The following is a 19,029-nucleotide window of genomic DNA, read 5'->3' on the forward strand; positions in this document are numbered from 1 at the left end:
CCTCTCTCACAGAAAATCCCCTGGGCCGAAAAAGCTTAGAGTCCCGACCATGGGAAGTTTCACCACGGCCGAGTTGCGTGCACTCGGCATCGGAGAGAAAAAGACCAGAGCCCTCCTACAACAAGGCAGGCTAATTAAATTGGTACGTGGCCTCTACATTGACGACCACTCTCCCGCCTCAGTCGCCCGAGCAATCACGGGGCATTACAAAAGCATTGCGCTAACCGGTAAAAGCGCAGCTCAAATCCACTTGAGACTTCCCCTGACACTTCCTATCCAGGCAGAAGGCGCGGGATCAGTTCAGGCCGAGACCTTCTCCATTAGGCACAGCCGCCTACCGTCCTACACCAGCATCAATGGCCTCCCAGTTGTCGAAGCACTCTGGGCAGCACGAGCTTCAAAAGACTATGCACGCAGAATCCTGGAAACACACTACGCCGGCCGGGACGGCGAGAAGCGACTCAACCACGACCTCAGCCGGATGCGGAAAGTTCCCGCCTGGCTGCGTGAAACCATCGCCACCACGCCAATCGGCTCATGCAGCGAACTCGAGCGCAAGCTGGCCCGTCCACTAATCAAGCGCGGGTACCGCATCCGAATGAACCAGTACATCGGCCCCTACTGCTTCGACATCCTGCTTGACCAGTGGAAAATAGCTATCGAAGTCGACTCAGAGACGTACCACGCTAACGAGGACTCGTTCATCGCAGATCGCTGGAAGGCCAACTCCGGCACGCTGCACGGCTGGATAGTCCTGCGGTTCACAGACTCATGCATCAATTGGAATCTCGACAGTGTCCTCGACGAAATCGAGCAGGCAATTCGATGGGTGCAAAAGCGCCGTCCCCGCGTGGACTATAAACCAGGATGGCCTGCCTGTCAGAAAGTTTGGGAATGGAATCCAACGGTTGGCTACGCCAATAAGCAGCGATAAACAGCCGATATCGCGAGATAAACAGCCATCCACTTGCCAAATTGTTATTTATTTTGTAATGAAAACTGACCGAACAGCAACTAGCCTGGCGCCTATGAACACTTCGCGCCGCACACCAGTCCACACGCCCGCTACGACTCGCCCAGGTTCCACCACTCGAAAAGCAACCTCACACCGAGCCCTTGTGGCCGGCATCCTCGCTACCACCGCATTGGCTTTCACCGCCTGCTCAACACAGGAAACTGAAGCAGCGCCCGAATCTGCTGCTCCGGTTGAAACCACTACCGTTACTCAGACCGAGGATGGCGTGTCTGACAAGAGTTCGGGCAACACGCCAAACCCAACCGGTTCTGCACCGGACCAGGGAGGCGATACATCGACGGCGGAGACTGGTGGCGCGTCGACGTCGTCAAGCGAAAGAGGCGACAACGGCGACGGGAGCCGGCTTCGTCAGGACATGACCGCTGAAATCTACAACAACCCCTCGCCGGGATCTACCTTCATGGCGGCCGGCGAACAGGCAACCACCTGCATCTACGGCGATGGGTACGGCCTCAACCTCATCGCGGCGGGCCCGAATACCAGCTGCGACTTTGCGAAGGCCGTTTTCAACCAGCAGACCGAGGGGCTTAACGCCTCGGAGGACAATATCCGCGACCACCTGCAGCCAAACATCAAGGCCAAGAGTCCCGCGACCGGGAAGACCTACGACCTCAGCTGCAGCACACAAGACGACGTTGTCGTGTGCACCGGCGGCAACAACGCGAAGATTTACATGTACTAGCGCACCAGGTGGCGGTCGGCAGTCGGTGCAACTGCTGGCCGCCAGCCGCGATTCGCCGATGGGGAATCGCAACAAGCCCGCAAACTCCCGCCTACAGTGAAACCATGACCGTTTCCCGCTTGCGCCCCTTCGGCGAGACCATCTTCGCCACCATGTCCCGCCTCGCCACTGAGCACGAGGCAATCAATCTTGGACAGGGCTTCCCCGACTGGGATGGGCCGGACGAGGTGCTCGCGGAGGCGAGGCATCAGATAGCTGGCGGAAACAACCAGTACGGCCCCGGCCGCGGCATGAAGGTGCTCCGCGAGGCTATCGTCGCCGATCGCGCCCGCCGCACGGGGCAGGTCTACGATGCCGACACCGAATGCCTCGTCACGGTCGGTGCCACGGAGGCGATTGCCGCCACCACCTTGGGGCATCTCGAACCCGGCAGCCACGTCATCGTCATCGAGCCGTACTACGACTCGTACAAAGCCGCCATCGCACTGGCTAACTGCACATATACCGCGGTGCCGCTCATCCCCGCAGCTTCCGGCACGGCACGCTCCTGGTCGCTCGACCGCAGCGCGCTTGCCGATGCCGTCACCGCCAAAACGGCCATGATCATCATCAATTCGCCGCACAACCCCACCGGCACCGTCCTCGCGGACGAGGACTTGCAGGCCATCGCCGATGTCGCCATCGCAAACCATCTACTCGTGCTTGCCGACGAAGTCTACGAACGCCTGTACTTCAACGGATTGTCACACTCTTCCATCAGCGCTCTGCCCGGCATGCGCGAGCGGACCATTGTCGTGTCCAGTGCCGCAAAAACCTTCAACGTCACCGGCTGGAAGATTGGCTGGGCGCTCGCCCCGACTGAGCTACTCGATGGCGTCGTCAAGGCCAAGCAGTTCTTGAGCTATGTCGGCGCCACTCCCCTTCAGCCCGCAGTCGCCCGTGGCCTGCAGGAATGTGCCCCATGGGTGGACGAGCTGGCAGGTCAGCTCGAGGGCAACATGCGGCTCCTCGCCGAGGGCTTGGAGGGCCTTGGCGCCGATGCCTTCACGCCGCAGGCAGGGTATTTTGTCGTCGCCGATGTCTCGAGCTGGGGGCTTGGCGACGCCCTGGAGACCTGCACCCGCCTGGTCAAGGAATGCCGCGTCGCAGCCATCCCCGTCACCGCTTTTGTGGATGACCCAGAGTCAGAAAAGTACCGCTACCTGGTGCGGTTCGCTTTCTGCAAGCGCGCCGAGGTGATTGAGAAGGCTATCACCCGGCTGCGGAATTATCTTGCTGCCCGGCCTGCAGCTGACGAATCTGATTCAGCGGCTGAATAATCCGCTCCCAAATCCGGTCGACCTGGCGCACGAGGTCCTCCTCGGTGCCTGAGTTTTCCAGAACTACGTCGGCGAACTGCAGGCGCTTATCATCGCTGATTTGCTTAGCGATGCGCTGCTTCGCATCCTCTCGGTCTACACCGCGGCTTTCCACCAGACGGTCGAGACGGACCTCCACCGGGGTATGCACAACTACGACGAGGTCCTGTGCTTCCGACTGCCCCATTTCAATCAACAGCGGAGAGTCAAAAACAATGATGGCGTCACCTGCCGCGTTGAACTGCTCTTCGGTGCGCTGCTCAATACGCGGGTGGGTAATGGAGTTCAGCAGCTCCGTCTTCTCCGCAGATACGAAGGCCCGCTTCGCAAGTTCGCCGCGGTTGAGGGAGCCGTCGTCAAGCAAAATGCCCCCGCCGAAAGCTTCGGCGAGTTCGGCCAGCGCCGGTTCCCCGGGTTCGACGACATCGCGAGCGATCTGATCAGCGTCGATGATGACAGCACCGAGCTCGGCAAACCTACGGGCGACCGTAGATTTCCCACTGCCCATGCCGCCGGTTAGTCCTACTTTGAGCATGACTCTAAGGGTACGTGGACACGCCCCCGCACGTTAGTGCTTTACGACGAGATCCTCGATGCGGTGCCCCTCTTCAACGGGATCTGGGTTGACTGGGGCCGGGGCGGTGCCGTCACCGAATGGGCTGCCACCAAGGGCCTCACGGCCGTGCGGCTGGAGCAGGCCGGAGAGCTCCGGGCCCTTCGGGACAATCCCTAAAGGATTGAGATCGCGGTGGACCTCGTAGTAATGGCGCTTGATATCGACGAAGTCAGTGGTGTCGCCGAAGCCCGGAGTTTGGAAGAGATCACGCAGGTAGTTGTAAAGAACCGGCATCTCGGAGATCTTGCTCCGGTTGCACTTGAAGTGGCCGTGGTAGACGGCATCGAAGCGGATCAGGGTCGTGTAAAGGCGAATGTCGGCCTCAGTGATGTGGTCGCCCATGAGGTAACGGCGGGTCTCTAAGCGCTCAGAAACCTTGTCTAGGGCACTGAACAGTCGGTCGTAGGCCTTGTCGTAGGACTCCTGCGAGCCTGCGAAACCGCAGCGATAGACGCCGTTGTTGATCTCGGTGTAGATGAACTGCATGAGCTCATCCATTTCCTCGCGCATCTCCACCGGGTAAAGATTCGGGGCGCCTTCGCGGTGGAACTCGGTCCACTCGGTAATGAAGTCCAAGGTAATCCAGGGGAAGTCATTGGTCACGACCTCGCCCGACTCGATCTCGACGATGGCCGGAACAGTAATGCCACGCTGGTAGTCCGGGAAACGCTTGAGGAATGCCTCCTGGAGGCGTTCGTAGCCTAGTACTTCGTCACGGCCACCTGGTCCCTTGTCGAATGTCCAGGAGCGGGCATCGTGAACTGGCCCTGGAATTCCGACTGAAATTGCATCTTCCAGGCCGAGCAGCCTGCGAACGATAAGCGTGCGATGCGCCCACGGGCAGGCGCGAGCTGCAACAAGGCGGTAGCGACCGGCTTCAACGGGCCACGTCTTAATTCCGTCGCCTACCTCGCGACCGTTCTTAACAATGCGGTCGTTGATATAGCGGGTGTCGCGGTTAAAGTCCTTGCCCTCCTGGGAGTACACACCACCGGTGGAGTGGGAGGAATCCTCTACCTGGTTAGCGTTATCTACCTGCTTGGCTTCGTCCTTTGTTGTCATGTCACCAATCATATGGGCAGAAAGATAGGCTGTCAACGGCAGTAAAGACCGCCAGAGCCACCAAAGTCGACAGGACCACCGGGGCATTAGAGTCATTAGGGCCATTAGGACGGCTTGCGCTTCGCCAGTAGCCGGTTACTGTGCAGCAAACTACTTCTGGTGAAGCGTAAGCCCGCCCTAGGCAACAGCGGTGCCCCCTTCATGGCCCAAAGCTCCATCACCCGGACCAAAGATGCAGCAACCCCCCAAGCCGCCGCTATAAGAACAAGGCCGAGCAGGTGCCCGTCGTAAAGCAAAGAAGGCACGAAAAAGCCCCAGCGAGGAAAACCTCGCCGGGGCAATTTCTCAAAGGGACGTGTAAGCCCTTAGCGGTCTAGCTTAGTTGCCAGCCAGCTTCTCGCGCAGAGCAGCGAGCTGCTCGTCGGAAGCCAGGGTGCCGCCTGCATTGTCTGCAGCCGGTGCGGCCGGAGCAGCCGGAGCTGCCTCGCCGGACTCGGAGGAGTAGTTCGAAGCGGTCTCTGCAGCCTCGGCAGCTGCAGCGCGGTGACGCTCGATCTGGGCAGCGTGCAGCTGGTGGTGACGCTCTGCCTCTGCGTAGCGAGCCTCCCACTCTGCGCGCTGGGTCTCGAAGCCCTCCATCCACTCGTTGGTCTCCGGGTCGAAGCCCTCCGGGAAGATGTAGTTGCCCTGCTCGTCGTAGGAGTCGCCCATGCCGTACTTGGTCGGGTCGAACTCTTCGGTGAAGTCCTCGTCAGCCTGCTTGAGGGACAGGGAGATACGACGACGCTCGAGGTCGATGTCGATGACCTTGACCATGACCTGCTCGTCGACGGAGACGATCTGGTCCGGAACATCGATGTGGCGGGAAGCCAGCTCGGAGATGTGAACCAGGCCCTCGATGCCCTCCTCGACGCGGACGAACGCACCGAACGGAACCAGCTTGGTGACCTTGCCCGGAACAATCTGGCCGATTGCGTGAGTACGGGCGAAGACGCGCCACGGATCTTCCTGAGTAGCCTTCAGGGACAGGGAAACGCGCTCGCGGTTCAGGTCGACCTCGAGAACCTCGACGGTGACCTCGTCGCCAACCTGGACAACCTCGGACGGGTGGTCGATGTGCTTCCAGGACAGCTCGGAAACGTGAACCAGGCCGTCAACACCGCCGAGATCGACGAATGCGCCGAAGTTGACGATGGAGGAAACGACACCCTTGCGGACCTGGCCCTTCTGCAGCTGGTGCAGGAACTCAGAGCGGACCTCAGACTGGGTCTGCTCGAGCCATGCACGGCGGGACAGAACGACGTTGTTGCGGTTCTTGTCGAGCTCGATGATCTTGGCCTCGATCTCCTGGCCGATGTACGGCTGGAGGTCGCGGACACGACGCATCTCGACGAGGGAAGCCGGCAGGAAGCCGCGCAGGCCGATGTCGAGGATCAGGCCGCCCTTGACGACCTCGATGACGGTACCGGTAACCGGCTCGTCGTTCTCCTTGAGCTGCTCGATGGTGCCCCAAGCACGCTCGTACTGAGCGCGCTTCTTGGACAGGATGAGGCGGCCTTCCTTGTCTTCCTTGGTCAGGACCAGCGCGTCGATCTCATCGCCAACTTCGACCACTTCGTCAGGGTCGACATCGTGCTTGATGGACAGTTCGCGGGAAGGAATGACACCTTCAGTCTTGTAGCCGATGTCGAGAAGAACCTCGTCGCGGTCAACCTTAACGACGGTGCCCTCAACGATGTCACCATCGTTGAAGTACTTCATCGTCGAGTCGACAGCGGCCAGGAAATCCTCAGCGGTGCCAATGTCGTTGATGGCAACCTGAGGGACGTTAGAAGTGGACATATAAGATGTGCTCCGAAGCGGATAGAAATCGAAAAACGGACAATTTCGGCCTTGCCCCTCAAAGAAACTCCTGGACAACCGGGCCAAATCCGCTTTCGGCGAATCTCGCCATTGGCAATTAGTTAACCCGGTATCCCCGAAGCTCGAGGCTGCAAAGTCGGCACGCTAATGCATACCTAGCGAACAATACCGATTTGAGCTGCGACATTCAAGTCCGCAACACATCCGCGGCAAGCCCGCAACAAGTCCGCCGACCAGCACTACGGCCCGACCTTCGCACCACTAATGCGCAGCAGTATCCCAGTTCACACCAGCACCGATAGAAACATCCAACGGCACCAACAATTCAGCCGCCGAGTCCATCTCCCGATGCAGCAGCTCCTTGATGGCTTCCTCTTCCCCATCTGCAACTTCCACAACCAGTTCGTCATGAACCTGCAGGAGGACACGTGAGCGCAACCCGCCCCGTCGTAAAGCATCGTCGACCCGGAGCATTGCAATCTTAATAATGTCTGCCGCCGAGCCCTGGATCGGCGAGTTCAAAGCCGCACGTTCCGCGTTATCGCGAGCGATGCGGTTGTCGGCGTTGAGTTCCGGCAGGTAGCGACGACGATCGAACATCGTGGCCGTAAAGCCGTCCTTACGCGCCTGCTCAACAACCTTGTGCAGATAATCGCGCACGCCGCCGAAGCGCTCGAAGTAGTCCTCCATGAGCTTCTTCGCCTCGCGCTGCGGAATGTCGAGCTGCTGAGCCAGACCAAAAGCGCTCAGACCATAAGCCAATCCGTAGCTCATCGCCTTTACACGACGACGCAGCTCGGGCGTAACCTCATCGATGCCGACGCCGAAGACCTTCGAGCCGACGTAGTTATGCAGGTCCTCGCCCTGGCGGTAGGCCTCAATCAGCCCCGGATCCTGCGATAGGTGCGCCATCACGCGCATCTCAATCTGCGAGTAGTCCGCGGTGATCAGCTGCTCATAGCCATCGCCGACCACGAACGCCTCACGAATCCGTCGCCCGAACTCCGTGCGCACCGGGATGTTCTGCAGATTCGGCTCCGTCGACGACAGACGCCCCGTCGCCGCGACCGCCTGATTAAAAGTCGTATGAATACGGCCATCATCAGCGACAGCCTTAATCAGCCCCTCCACGGTCGACTTCATCTTCTGCGACTCGCGGAACTTCAACAGGTAATCCAGGAACGGATGCGGGTTGACCTTCGCCAGCCCCTCAATTTCCTTCGCCGCCGTGGAATAGCCCGTCTTCGTCTTCTTTGTCTTGGGCATTCCCAGCTGGTCAAACAGGACCTCTTGCAACTGCTTCGGCGATCCGAGATTCAGCTCAGGCTTATCGACGAGGTTGCGAGCCTCACTCTCCGCCTCATCGGTAGCCGCCTGCGCCTGCTTTCGGAGCTCCTCGAGCGCATCAACATCGACAGCGATACCGGCACGCTCCATCCGACCCAGCACTGGGGCGAGCGGGACTTCCAGGTCGGCGTACACACTGTAGAGCCCGGCCTCGTCGAGTTCGACAGCCAATCGCTCAGCCAGGTCGATGACGGCGGCGACATGGGAAGCGTCTTCGGCCGGGCCATCGAGCAGGGTCATCTGGCCCTCGGCCTGCGAAAGAGTCTGGCCCAGGTGACGCTGGACGACGTTGTCCAAGCTGTAGCTGCGCTGGCTTGGGCGCAGCAGATACGCAGCCAGGAAGGTGTCGTGGATGACCCCGGCCAGCTCGAAGTCGTAGTTCCAGAGTGCATGCATGGCCGTTTTAGAGTCATGCACCAGCTTCGGATGGTCGCCAGCGAGCCACTCGCGCAGTGCGTCGGCATCTTCGGCGGAAAGATCACCCAAGTCGAGAGAAACAGCCTGGCCGGAGGTCTTGCCCTTCTCATCTGCGGAGCCAATCATCAGGGTGTGCTCCCCGACCTGCAACGCGGCCGGCTCGTGCAGATTATCGAGCCAGGCAGCCAGGGCGCCGTCGTCAAGCGAAACAGCCTCGAGCTTTGTCGCACTGTCGCTGGTGGAGGCGGTGACGCCCGCGCCTTCGATGGAAAGGGTGCGGAAGACGCGTTCGCGAAGGTTGTCGCCGAATTCGAGGCGGTCGAAGAAGTCGATGATTCCCTGGGCGTCGGCGGGACGGAGCTCGAGCTCGTTCGGACCGTACGGCAAGGGCAGATCCTTGACCATTTCGGTGATGTCGCGGTTCAGCTGGACGTTTGCGACGCGCTCGCGGAAGTTATCGCCGACTTTGCCGCGGATTTCGTCAGCGTGGTCGATGAGGTTTGCCAGCGTGCCGTACTGAACGATCCACTTCGTCGCGGTCTTCTCGCCGACCCCCGGAATGCCCGGGAGATTGTCGGAGGGGTCGCCGCGGAGAGCCGCGAAATCCGGGTACTGAGTCGGCGTCAGACCGTACTTCTTCTCGATAGCAGCAGGCGTGAAGCGATGCAGCGTGGTGACGCCGCGCATTGGATAAAGCACCGTCGTGGTGTCGTTGACCAACTGGAACGAGTCACGGTCACCAGTGACGATGAGCGTTTCGAAGCCCTCAGGCTTGGCTTGGGTAGCCAACGTCGCGATAATGTCGTCGGCCTCGTAGTTGTCCTTTTCCAGCGTGACGATGCCCATCTCTTTCAGCACCTGCTGAATAAGCGGCACCTGACCACGGAATTCCTCAGGAGTCTTCTCACGCTGAGCCTTATACTCCGGGAAGATCTCGTTGCGGAAGGTCTCGCGGGCGACATCGAAGGCGACCGCCACGTGCGTGGGCTTTTCCTCGCTGAGGATATTGGACAGCATAGAAAGGAAGCCGTACACCGCGTTCGTTGTCTGACCACCGGTGGTTGAGAAATTATCCACCGGAAGGGCAAAGAACGCGCGGAAGGCCATGGAATGACCGTCGATAAGCATGAGGGTCTTCTTCATGACATCCCAGTGTAGGAAAATATTGAACAGCGTAGGAAAACTGAGATGCGCGCTGAGGAATCGCGGGCTGCGGAGGATGAGCTGTTGGCCGGTCAGCTTCAGTGAACAATAATTACGGTAATCAGGCTGCATTTTGAAACGGATTCAGCAGCCCCTTAGTCCACCTGAACAGTGATTCGCAAGAGTGAGCCTCTCGAGCGTCGCTTGGCACCTGGTTTCAGTTTCCGAAATGCTGTAATCCAACTTTAATATTCGCCTTATTTTCCTGGAGTTTTTCCATATTTTCCAGCGATTGTTCAACAGCATGCACGGAACCTGCCCCAAATGAGGCACCTAGAAATTACCCCCTCTTTGAGGTGGCCGCGAAAACATATCACCACGTCCTGCGCATGCCTCTGAAATCAATTGGCGTAGTTACGCTTTCATGGCTTTAGACTCTTCAGCATGAGTGAGTTCGATTCGACCGATTTCCAACGGAGCGCCCAGTCCACCCGCGAGCGCATCATCGCGGCTGCAGCTCGGCACTTCGCGCGCAAGCCTTTGCGAAGCGTGCCGCTGAAGGAAATTGCCAGCGATGCGGGCGTTAGCGCGCCGCTCATCATCAAGTACTTCGGCTCCAAAGAAGGTCTCATGGCCGAACTGATTGACTTCAGCCAGTTCAAAGGCACACTCAGCCGAGCTCCCTTCAATGAACTTGGCCAGCGGATGGCCAGCGCTATTTTGACTGGTCAAGGAATGGCCGGACAGTCCATGATTCCACTGATTGTCGGATCCCTCGACTCCGAGGAAACCGCAAAAGTCATCGCCGAGCGGTTCAATGAAGCTGTTGCAGATGACTTGATTCGCCGCGTCGAAGAGGACGGACCGGAAGACGTTAGCCACGACGCTGCTGTGCACCGCAGCCAGATGGCTATTTCCCTCTGCGTCGGATACCTAGTTCTTTCTGATACTGGTCTGATTGATGAGGCCAACGCGCCGAGGATTTCGGTTGAGGCCCTGGGCAGCTGCCTGCAGCAAATCATCGAGCACGGCTAAGAACTGAGCACGGCCAAGGAAGCAGCTCCACTGCCCACTGCCCACTGCCACCACCCACTACCACCGACTACTCCTGCGTAACTCACTGAATCAGCAGCGCCACCCCAGGCGCTGCTTTTTTGTTTTGTGTCCTTAATCGCACCCCGAAGCCACTAATACACACACGGAAATACGCTTCTTCTCAGGTGGAAGACATACAATGGCCTGCGATGTCTACTGAAAATACGAGCGCTCCTGGCGCAGAGTCGACCACGCTGCCGACCACGAGCCCCTACTCTGAAATCCCGAAGCCGACCCCGCTGGGTGTCATCGCCAACGCAGTTCGCGGTGGCCTCATTGGTCTCGCCGAGACGATTCCGGGGGTCTCCGGCGGAACCCTTGCGCTGATCACGGGCATCTACGGACGCCTGATTGAATCGGCCAAGCGCATCACCGACCTGCCGCGGGCAATGTCGAAGGGCACCTTCAAGGAGGACCTTCGCAGAATCGACTGGTGGCTGCTCATCCCGGTGGCTATCGGCATGGTTGCCGTGGTCTTCTCCATGGCAGGCGTCATGGAGAACTTCGTCACCAACCAACCAGTCGCTTCTCGAGCACTGTTCATGGGCATGATCGCCGCCTCGATCACCATGCCGCTGAACGAGCTACAGCCGGGTGCTCTGCGTCAGCCGGGCATGCGCGGCAAGGCCATCGCTGTCTTCCTGTTCTTCAGCATCGCCCTGTTCGCGCTGACCTCCCTCCCCCAGGCCGCACCGACGCAGCCGCCTCTCTGGCTCGTACTCATCGCCGCCTCGATTGCCGTGTGCGCGCTGGTTCTGCCGGGCGTTTCGGGCTCTTTCTTCCTGCTGGTCATCGGACTCTACGCACCGACCATGGGCGCAATTCACGACCGCGACTTCGCCTACATCGGCACTTTCTTCGTCGGCGCGCTGATTGGCATCGTCCTGTTCATCCGCTTCCTCGAATGGCTGCTGAGTACGCACCAGGCGCTCACGTTGGTCGCCATGTCCGGCCTCATGCTCGGTTCACTGCGCGCTCTCTGGCCGTGGCAGACCGAAAACAACGAGCTCCAGGGCATCGGCTCCGACTGGGGACTCGCCCTCGGACTGTTCATTCTCGGCGCCGCAATCGTCAGCGTCGTCGCTTATGCGCAGCGCCGTTTTTCTAATTCGGGGTCGATGGACTAAACTAGTCAAAGTCGCTTCGATAGAGCATTTTCGCTTATCGACGGCTTTGCGCCCCTGTAGCCCAATTGGCAGAGGCAACGGATTCAAAACCCGTCCAGTGTGAGTTCGAGTCTCACCGGGGGCACGATTTGAAAACCCGCTTTCACCTGGCTTTTAGCCTGGTGGGGGCGGGTTTTTGCTTGTCTGCGTATTCACTATCTTTCACTCTTTTTCACGCACTTTCACGTACTTTCACGGGTATTTTGCACCAAAAATGAGCCAAAAAAGAGCCACGTATTGCCTGCTGAATCCTGCGTTAACTCCTGGGTGAATCTGTTTTTGGGCATAAGAAAACCCCGCCACTACCGATTGAGTGAACGGGGCAGTGCCATGGCGGGGACTCGCACCCCGCGAATGTGGCTACTCCATGGCTTTTGAGTCCGTTGATTTCAACAGGCGAGCATACGCTCTGAAAACTTCTTCATCGCCATCGACGTACTCGGACATCCCACTCAACAAAGCTTGCCGCTGCTCTTCTATGATGGAGACTCGAAACTCAGCGATGTCTTCTGCAAGATAGGTGGCTGCGACTGCGTAGCGGCGCAGTGCCGCGGTTACTTCTGATTTGCCGCCGCGGTCGCCGATGCGGGCGCGGTTGATAAACGGCACGAATTGTACCGCGCCGAAGTTGTGCTGCAGACACTCGCTCAACTGCCCGGTCACGCATTAAAACTGCCGAGACGGTTTCCGCTTCACCAGCAGCCGTTCAGTGTGCAGCAAATGCATTCTGGTGAAGCGGAAGCCGTTCTTTTGCAGCAGGCATCCAACTGGACTCTGGCCAATTGGCGTCATCAACAAACGAAGCCCGCTGCTACAGGTTATCCACCGCGTACTGAGCTTCCTCCGGAGTAAACTGCTCGCCGTATTCCGACGTCAGCTGCTCGTAAACCGCATCCGGGGACATCGCCATCGAATCCTGGTAGATTCTCGCCTTTTCCAGTGCGTTCTTATTCCAGTCCGCATCGAGATTGTCCATTGCATACTGGGCTGCCTCCGGTGAGAACTTCTCGCCGTACTCCGAGGTCAGCTGATCATAAATACCGGCCTTCGACATGTGCATGCGATTCGCGTAAATCTCTGCCTTGCGGAGAGCATTCTTGTATTCGGTCGGGACCTTCTCATCCTGCTTTTGCTGCTCCCCCGTCTGACCTTGCTGCTCATCTACACCTGCCTCGGAAGACTCAGCGAAATCGGCATTCTCAACAGTCCCAGAATCAGCCGCAACGGCAGTCTCCGAACCAAAGAGAGATGCAGCTTCAGAATCGGAACCCGACTCAGTGTCACCGCCACCAGTCAAGCTGGCCGCCACAGCGAGGACCACGACAGCGCCCGCGGCAATACCACCCCATTTGAAGCAGCCACCCTTCTTCTTTTCTTTCGGAGCCGGAGGCATCTGCCCCGCTGCCGACGGACCCTGCGGGTAGGGCTGCTGGCCGAGCGGATCCTGCGGGCTGTGCTGGTAGGACTGCTGCCCCAGCGAATCCTGCGGATTCTGGGAGCCGTACGGATTCTGGGAGCCATACGGGTTCTGTGGACTCTGCGGGTTCTGGGGGAAAGTGGAATCGGACATCGTAAGAAGCCTCCTGCGTAGAAGTTGCAATAAACGAACAGCTCTCTGTCGTCAGTTGGAACTATCCCAGGAACTCCGGATTCAACTTTCCGCACTACACAAACATTTTCGATTCGCGAACCATAAGGCACCACTGAAGGTAAGAAAAAACCAGGCCTCTACCCCATAGAACAGGGCTTGGAACTGGTTAATCTCTTTAAAAACTAACCTTCAACCCCGGCCAGCGCTTACTCAATATCGGCAAATAATATCGCCAACATTTTCCAAACCAATAGAAGGCCAAAAGCGGCCAAGGCATGGAGCCCCTCCAACGACAGCCGCCCATATGGAACCCGACAGCACATAGACACCCCACCGAAGGCACTTCCTAACAAAGATGCTTCCGAGCAAGCTCGATGCACACCTTCATCACAAACGACGCAGCTGAGTAGCCCTTAACACAAACGATGCCATGGCAGGACTCGTCGAACTCGGCAAAAGCCGGGGTTCCGGCATCACGCCCGCGGCCGCCAGCCCCACGACACTTCCCAAATCCCCGCTCCCCCAACCGCAAAGATTTTATTTTCCACCCCACTGTCCATATAATGAGATACCAATCCCGTATAGCAAGACTGGTTTAGTTTTTACGCACACCACTACGTATCACCTGCCAAGCTTTGCTCCCGGCTTTACGCACTGCCCACCAGCAGCTCACGCCGCGGTCGAGTTTTCTCAAAGTACAAAGTACTCAGTACTCAACACGTTTTGGACTGTCATCATGCCTGCTGCGAATTCCCCCTCTAGCTCCTCCGCCCACACTGCGAACGCGAACTCCGCTAAGACGCCACTTCACGCAGTACCGGAGGACACCGCCCCCACAGATCCGTCGACCATCACCGATGCGGAAATCTTTGAGGCACACCGAGGCGGCAAGCTCCGCTCCCACTCCACCATGAAGCTCGAGACAATTCGCGACCTCTCCATCGGCTACACCCCAGGTGTCGCTCGCGTCTGTGAGGCCATCCACGAAGATCCGGCTCTGGCCCGCACCTACACCTGGACCGGCCAGAACGTCGCAGTGGTTTCCGACGGCACCGCCGTGCTTGGCCTTGGCGACATCGGGCCCAAGGCCGCGCTACCGGTGATGGAAGGAAAAGCCCAGCTCTTCGAGCAGTTCGCCGGCATCTCCGCTGTGCCAATCGTCCTGGATACCCTCAATACAGAGGAAATCATCCAGACGGTCAAGGCGCTGGCGCCGTCGTTTGGCGGAGTGAACCTCGAAGACATCTCCGCGCCTCGCTGCTTCGAGATCGAGCAGCGTCTCGACCAAGAGCTCGACATCCCCATCTTCCACGACGACCAGCACGGCACCGCCATCGTCATCGCCGCCGGCCTGATCAACGCCTGCAAGCTGACAGGTCGCAGCTTCCAGGATCTCCGCGTGGTCATCTCCGGCGCTGGTGCCGCTGGTGTCGCTGCGACGAAGATGCTGCTGTCCGCTGGCGTGTCCGACATCGTCGTCGTCGATTCGCGCGGCATCATCCACCCGGACCGCGAGCCACTGAGCGACATCAAGCAGTGGGTCGCCGGCATGACTAACCCACGCGGTATCACCGGCTCGATCAACGATGCGCTTGTCGACGCTAACGTGTTCATCGGCGTCTCTGCCGGCCGTATCGGCGAGGATGCGATTAGCCAAATGGCCGCTGACCCGATTCTGTTCTCGCTGGCCAACCCGATTCCGGAGATTCCGATGGAAGTCGCCCGCAAGTACGGAGCCGTCGTGGCCACTGGCCGCTCGGATCATCCGAACCAGATTAATAATGTGCTGGCCTTCCCGGGTCTGTTCCGTGGCGCACTGGAGGCGGGTGCCAAACGGATCACCGAGGCCATGAAGCTGGCTGCTACTCAGGCCATTGCAAATGTTGGCGTAGAAGACCTGAGTGCCGACCGCATTATCCCGTCGGCGCTGGATTCGCGCGTCATGCCGGCCGTGGCGAAGGCTGTCCGCGATGCTGCGCTGAGCGACCCGGCCTCCGGCGCGGTCGGCCCGCTCGACGTCACTGGCAATGGCTTTGCTGCAGCTGAAGCGAACTAGAAAACCGGCGCTGACTATTCCCCGGGAAGTCTGAAAAGTGTGCGGTTTTCCTGCACCAGCCTAAGACGCAGCTGAATAGGGGTACCGAATTTAAGGTATTCCTGTGCCTAGGTAACATATTCAGATATGAAAAGACCCATCGCATTGGCGGCTGCCACGCTGACTGCGACCTTGTTCTTAGGGCTTACAGGCTGCGTCACCAATGACGAAAGCGGTAACCCCGAGGGCTGGTCAGAGATCAAACCGGCAGCGGTCCCCGAACTGGCGAAACAGGTCCCAGCAGATCTTCGTAAGCGCGAAGTATTGCGCATCGGCACCAACCCAACATTCGCCCCGGCAGAGTTTAAGGATTCCGCCGGTTCCATCATCGGATTCGACATTGACCTCATGCGGGCCATGGCCAGCGTCCTGGATCTGCGGCTGGAAATCCAAGAACAGGATTTCGCACTGATTCTGCCGGCCCTGTCGGCCGGCGCAGTTGATGTTGGTGCCTCCGGCTTCACCTCAAACGAGGAGCGCCGCAAGACCTACGACTTCGTCGACTACCTGGATACCGGCCTGCAGTGGGCACGTCGCCCGGGCAGCGACGCCAGCTCCGACAACTACTGTGGCAAAACTGTCGCTGTTCAGCGCAATACCGTCGCTGACATGGAGGACCTGCCGGTAAAGAATCAGGATTGTCTGGATCGCGGTTTGCCACCAATTAACAAATTGGCCTACCAGGATGCTGGTACCGCAGCTACCACCGTGGTGCTGGGGCGTGCTGACGCGCTGGCAGCTGACTCACCAGTCAGTGCCTACGCGGTCAATCGTTCTGAGGGCAAACTCGAACTTGCCGGAGATATCTACGATGGTGCCCCGTTCGGCTTCGCTATTCCGAAGGATTCAGAACTCGGCCCAGTACTCCAGCAGGCGCTGCAGTACCTCATCGACAACGGCCAGTACAAGCAAATCCTGACCACATGGGGTTTGGAAGACGGTGCTTTGGAACGCGCCACTATTAACGGAGAGGAACTTTAAGTGAGCGACTCATCTGCGTCTGGCGCCCGCTACGAGGCCACACAGGCGGAACTCAACGAAGAAATTAAGGCCAAACCGCTGCCGCACCCGGGTCGCTGGATCACCGCAGCAGTGCTGCTTGTGCTCTTCCTGTGGTTCATCATCGGTGCCGCCCGCAACGAGGCCTACCACTGGGATGTTTACTTCCAGTACCTGTTCGACACACGAATCGCCGCTGCCGCTGGCTGGACCATTGCACTAACGGTCCTGGCCATGCTCATCGGTATCGTCGGCGGTGCCATCGTCGCCGTACTCCGAATGTCGGACAACCCCGTGCTGTCCACTGTTGCTTGGTTCTACCTGTGGGTTTTCCGAGGAACTCCGGTCTACGTGCAGCTGGTCTTTTGGGGCCTCCTCGGCACTATCTACTCGACGATTGACCTGGGCGTTGCCGAGGTTGATCTCAGCACTGTCCTGTCCAATACCTTTGTGTTAGCGTTCGTCGGTCTCGGCTTGAATGAGTCCGCATACATGGCTGAAATTGTCCGTGCCGGCATCCAGGCTGTCCCGGAGGGCCAGACCGAAGCATCGAAGGCACTGGGTATGAGCTGGTGGCAGACTGTCCGCCGCACCATCTTGCCACAGGCTATGCGCATCATCATCCCGCCGACGGGCAACGAGTTCATCTCCCTGCTGAAGACCACTTCGCTGGTCATCGCAGTGCCGTTCTCGCTGGAACTCTACGGCCGCTCCACGGACATCGCCAATGCGCTGTTCCTGCCGGTGCCGATGCTGCTTGTCGCCGCCACCTGGTACTTGGTCATCACATCAATTCTGATGGTCGGACAGTTCTACCTTGAGCGCTACTTCGCCCGCGGCGCTACCCGTCAGCTCACCGCCCGCCAGCTGGCCGCGCTTGCCGACGCCGAAGGTGTGCCGCTTGCAAATGCTCGCGTTGTCGATAAGGACGAAGAGCACTTCTACCGAGAGGATCCGCAGTAAATGACTACCAAAGATTTGATGGTTGAGGCGCAAAAGGTTCGGAAGAACTTCGGCCGTCTCGAGGTCCTCAAGGGCATCGACCTGGAAGTTCCACGCGGTACGGTTACCTGCCTCATTGGGCCTTCGGGCTCCGGTAAGTCCACACTGCTGCGCTGCATCAACCACCTGGAGAAGGTCAATGCCGGCCGTCTCTACGTCGACGGTTCCCTGATTGGCTACCGCGAAAAGAACGGCAGCCTCTACGAAATTTCCGCCGCAGAAGCTGCCCGTCAGCGTCGCGATATCGGCATGGTGTTCCAGAACTTCAACCTGTTCCCGCACCGCACGGTGCTGGGAAATATCACCGAGGCACCAGTGCTGGTAAAGGGCGTCTCTCAGGAGCAGGCTGAAAAGCGTGCCATGGAGCTGCTGGAGACTGTTGGTCTGGCTCACAAGGCCGATGCCTACCCTGTTCAGCTCTCGGGCGGTCAGCAGCAGCGTGTTGCCATTGCTCGAGCCCTGGCCATGGAGCCGAAGCTAATGCTCTTCGATGAGCCGACTTCCGCTCTTGACCCCGAGCTCGTCGGTGAGGTTCTCAACGTCATGCGTGGTCTGGCCGATAAGGGCATGACCATGGTCGTCGTGACGCACGAGATGGGCTTTGCCCGCGAAGTCGCCGACCAGGTCGTGTTTATGGCTGACGGCGTGGTCGTGGAGAAAGGCACCCCGGATGAGGTGCTGGGTAATCCGCAGCACGAGCGCACCCGCAACTTCCTGTCTTCGCTGTTGAAGTAACAGCAAGCCTAAGCGCCAAAAGTTGCGGAGATTCCGCGAAACATAGTGACTGCCGCGCCGGTAGTCGCCAGAATGACCGCGAGCTTTCGGGCTTGCACAATGGGCACTCGTCGGGAAACGCGAGTGCCCAAAAATATACCCACAATCATGGCAACCAAACACAGCGGCCAGAGGATAGCCGGTGTGGTGGCGAAGACAGATACGTCACCGCTGATTTCCTTGAACAGCAAGGACAACGCGCCGGAAACAAAGAAGAGCGGTTGCAGGGTGGCTGCAAATGTCTGCGCTGGCCAACGGGAAGCCTGTGCGTAAACGGTAATGGCTGGGCCCGCAATGCCGGCCAGGGTATTCATAAAACCGCCGGCCACGCCTGAGGCAACGGCGTATTGTGGGCCGTCGACACGCATGCGCTGAGGCATAAAGGATGTCACTAGCAGCGCGAGTAGCACGAGCCCGCCGACCAGAACCTGGAGTGGCCCGCTGGGCGTGTTGTGAACCACCCAGGCGCCTGGCAGCGCACCTAAGGCCATCACCGGGCCAATCAGCCAGAACTTCTTCCAATCGACGTTCTCTCGCACCGAGATGGTCTGCATGATCGCATTGACCGATGCGAGCACGTTAATAATCAAAATTCCTGCTACGGGACCTGCAACCAGTGAGAGGACCGGACCTCCCAACAGTCCGAGTCCCATACCGGCTATTCGCTGCATCAGAGCCCCGATGAAAATCGTTGCCACGATAAAGACAAAAGCCCACACTGATAACTCCATAGGAGGGAGTTTACAGCGTGGGCTTTTTGGCTTTTCGACGGGCGGGGTCGCC

16 protein-coding genes and 1 tRNA gene are annotated in these 19,029 nt (G+C 58.9%); 10 read left to right on the top strand and 7 right to left on the bottom strand.

The features are described from left to right. The first annotated feature begins 49 nt into the window (after nucleotides 1-49). The 3 genes from HMPREF2751_RS04680 to HMPREF2751_RS04690 all read left to right on the top strand — a co-directional run bounded on the left by HMPREF2751_RS04680 (nucleotide 50) and on the right by HMPREF2751_RS04690 (nucleotide 3,037). Nucleotides 50-934, top strand: coding sequence for a DUF559 domain-containing protein (locus tag HMPREF2751_RS04680; protein ID WP_049193954.1), 885 nt, complete (start codon nucleotides 50-52; stop codon nucleotides 932-934). A 94-nt stretch (nucleotides 935-1,028) separates the two neighbouring features. Continuing rightward, nucleotides 1,029-1,718, top strand: a complete 690-nt coding sequence (locus HMPREF2751_RS04685) for a hypothetical protein (protein ID WP_240593373.1) — start codon at nucleotides 1,029-1,031, stop codon at nucleotides 1,716-1,718. Nucleotides 1,719-1,822: 104 nt separating this feature from the next. Next, nucleotides 1,823-3,037 carry an aminotransferase class I/II-fold pyridoxal phosphate-dependent enzyme gene (locus HMPREF2751_RS04690; RefSeq protein WP_070595578.1) on the top strand — a complete coding sequence of 405 codons (1,215 nt, stop codon included), beginning with the start codon at nucleotides 1,823-1,825 and terminating at the stop codon, nucleotides 3,035-3,037. On the opposite strand, the gene coaE is transcribed toward HMPREF2751_RS04690, so the two are convergent. From coaE to polA, 4 genes are all read right to left on the bottom strand, one after another. Further along, nucleotides 2,970-3,611 (bottom strand): dephospho-CoA kinase, encoded by a 642-nt coding sequence (coaE, locus tag HMPREF2751_RS04695; protein ID WP_070595580.1) that lies wholly within the window; start codon nucleotides 3,609-3,611, stop codon nucleotides 2,970-2,972. The two genes, HMPREF2751_RS04690 and coaE, sit on opposite strands and share 68 nt — an antisense overlap. A gap of 33 nt (nucleotides 3,612-3,644) precedes the next feature. Next, the gene (locus tag HMPREF2751_RS04700; RefSeq protein ID WP_371325898.1) at nucleotides 3,645-4,754 is read right to left on the bottom strand and encodes a glutathione S-transferase family protein; all 1,110 of its coding nucleotides are present in this window, start codon (nucleotides 4,752-4,754) and stop codon (nucleotides 3,645-3,647) included. A gap of 378 nt (nucleotides 4,755-5,132) precedes the next feature. Next, nucleotides 5,133-6,596: a 30S ribosomal protein S1 gene (gene rpsA / locus HMPREF2751_RS04705; RefSeq protein WP_005510285.1), complete on the bottom strand. Its 1,464-nt coding sequence runs from the start codon at nucleotides 6,594-6,596 to the stop codon at nucleotides 5,133-5,135. Between the two features lie 282 nt (nucleotides 6,597-6,878). Further along, on the bottom strand, nucleotides 6,879-9,524 hold the full coding sequence (gene polA, locus HMPREF2751_RS04710) for a DNA polymerase I (RefSeq protein ID WP_070595657.1): 2,646 nt from the start codon (nucleotides 9,522-9,524) through the stop codon (nucleotides 6,879-6,881). 444 nt (nucleotides 9,525-9,968) lie between these two features. Between polA and HMPREF2751_RS04715 the strand changes: the two genes are divergently transcribed. From HMPREF2751_RS04715 to HMPREF2751_RS04725, 3 genes are all read left to right on the top strand, one after another. Next, complete coding sequence (locus tag HMPREF2751_RS04715; RefSeq protein ID WP_049193961.1) at nucleotides 9,969-10,559, top strand: TetR/AcrR family transcriptional regulator; 591 nt, start codon at nucleotides 9,969-9,971, stop codon at nucleotides 10,557-10,559. A 209-nt stretch (nucleotides 10,560-10,768) separates the two neighbouring features. Continuing rightward, nucleotides 10,769-11,746, top strand: a complete 978-nt coding sequence (locus HMPREF2751_RS04720) for a DUF368 domain-containing protein (RefSeq protein ID WP_049170338.1) — start codon at nucleotides 10,769-10,771, stop codon at nucleotides 11,744-11,746. Nucleotides 11,747-11,796: 50 nt separating this feature from the next. Beyond that, nucleotides 11,797-11,870: transfer RNA gene (locus tag HMPREF2751_RS04725), tRNA-Leu, on the top strand. Nucleotides 11,871-12,145: 275 nt separating this feature from the next. Here the strand turns inward: HMPREF2751_RS04725 and HMPREF2751_RS04730 are convergent. After that, nucleotides 12,146-12,448: a hypothetical protein gene (locus HMPREF2751_RS04730; protein WP_053087298.1), complete on the bottom strand. Its 303-nt coding sequence runs from the start codon at nucleotides 12,446-12,448 to the stop codon at nucleotides 12,146-12,148. 148 nt (nucleotides 12,449-12,596) lie between these two features. Further along, nucleotides 12,597-13,355, bottom strand: a complete 759-nt coding sequence (locus HMPREF2751_RS04735) for an Ltp family lipoprotein (RefSeq protein WP_080969583.1) — start codon at nucleotides 13,353-13,355, stop codon at nucleotides 12,597-12,599. A 757-nt stretch (nucleotides 13,356-14,112) separates the two neighbouring features. Here HMPREF2751_RS04735 and HMPREF2751_RS04740 point away from each other — a divergent pair. From HMPREF2751_RS04740 to ehuA, 4 genes are all read left to right on the top strand, one after another. Next, a complete protein-coding gene (locus HMPREF2751_RS04740) occupies nucleotides 14,113-15,432 on the top strand; it encodes an NAD(P)-dependent malic enzyme (RefSeq protein WP_016422929.1) in 1,320 nt (439 codons plus the stop codon). Nucleotides 15,433-15,558: 126 nt separating this feature from the next. Then, the gene (locus HMPREF2751_RS04745; RefSeq protein ID WP_016422930.1) at nucleotides 15,559-16,452 is read left to right on the top strand and encodes an ABC transporter substrate-binding protein; all 894 of its coding nucleotides are present in this window, start codon (nucleotides 15,559-15,561) and stop codon (nucleotides 16,450-16,452) included. A 63-nt stretch (nucleotides 16,453-16,515) separates the two neighbouring features. Further along, a complete protein-coding gene (locus HMPREF2751_RS04750; RefSeq protein WP_369707174.1) occupies nucleotides 16,516-17,433 on the top strand; it encodes an amino acid ABC transporter permease in 918 nt (305 codons plus the stop codon). Beyond that, entirely contained in the window at nucleotides 17,434-18,207 is a 774-nt protein-coding gene (gene ehuA, locus HMPREF2751_RS04755; protein WP_016422932.1) for an ectoine/hydroxyectoine ABC transporter ATP-binding protein EhuA, read from the top strand. Between the two features lie 8 nt (nucleotides 18,208-18,215). On the opposite strand, the gene HMPREF2751_RS04760 is transcribed toward ehuA, so the two are convergent. Beyond that, on the bottom strand, nucleotides 18,216-18,977 hold the full coding sequence (locus HMPREF2751_RS04760) for a sulfite exporter TauE/SafE family protein (protein WP_070595584.1): 762 nt from the start codon (nucleotides 18,975-18,977) through the stop codon (nucleotides 18,216-18,218). Nucleotides 18,978-19,029 lie beyond the last annotated feature (52 nt).

It is taken from the genome of Corynebacterium sp. HMSC063G05, from assembly GCF_001810555.1.
Lineage (GTDB): Bacteria > Actinomycetota > Actinomycetes > Mycobacteriales > Mycobacteriaceae > Corynebacterium > Corynebacterium jeikeium_D.

Coding starts and splice junctions, on each gene's coding strand:
- HMPREF2751_RS04680 (WP_049193954.1), top strand. CDS start 50: ATGGGAAGTTTCACCACGGCCGAGTTGCGTGCACTCGGCATCGGAGAG.
- HMPREF2751_RS04685 (WP_240593373.1), top strand. CDS start 1,029: ATGAACACTTCGCGCCGCACACCAGTCCACACGCCCGCTACGACTCGC.
- HMPREF2751_RS04690 (WP_070595578.1), top strand. CDS start 1,823: ATGACCGTTTCCCGCTTGCGCCCCTTCGGCGAGACCATCTTCGCCACC.
- coaE (WP_070595580.1), bottom strand. CDS start 3,611: ATGCTCAAAGTAGGACTAACCGGCGGCATGGGCAGTGGGAAATCTACG.
- HMPREF2751_RS04700 (WP_371325898.1), bottom strand. CDS start 4,754: ATGACAACAAAGGACGAAGCCAAGCAGGTAGATAACGCTAACCAGGTA.
- rpsA (WP_005510285.1), bottom strand. CDS start 6,596: ATGTCCACTTCTAACGTCCCTCAGGTTGCCATCAACGACATTGGCACC.
- polA (WP_070595657.1), bottom strand. CDS start 9,524: ATGAAGAAGACCCTCATGCTTATCGACGGTCATTCCATGGCCTTCCGC.
- HMPREF2751_RS04715 (WP_049193961.1), top strand. CDS start 9,969: ATGAGTGAGTTCGATTCGACCGATTTCCAACGGAGCGCCCAGTCCACC.
- HMPREF2751_RS04720 (WP_049170338.1), top strand. CDS start 10,769: ATGTCTACTGAAAATACGAGCGCTCCTGGCGCAGAGTCGACCACGCTG.
- HMPREF2751_RS04735 (WP_080969583.1), bottom strand. CDS start 13,355: ATGTCCGATTCCACTTTCCCCCAGAACCCGCAGAGTCCACAGAACCCG.
- HMPREF2751_RS04740 (WP_016422929.1), top strand. CDS start 14,113: ATGCCTGCTGCGAATTCCCCCTCTAGCTCCTCCGCCCACACTGCGAAC.
- HMPREF2751_RS04745 (WP_016422930.1), top strand. CDS start 15,559: ATGAAAAGACCCATCGCATTGGCGGCTGCCACGCTGACTGCGACCTTG.
- ehuA (WP_016422932.1), top strand. CDS start 17,434: ATGACTACCAAAGATTTGATGGTTGAGGCGCAAAAGGTTCGGAAGAAC.
- HMPREF2751_RS04760 (WP_070595584.1), bottom strand. CDS start 18,977: ATGGAGTTATCAGTGTGGGCTTTTGTCTTTATCGTGGCAACGATTTTC.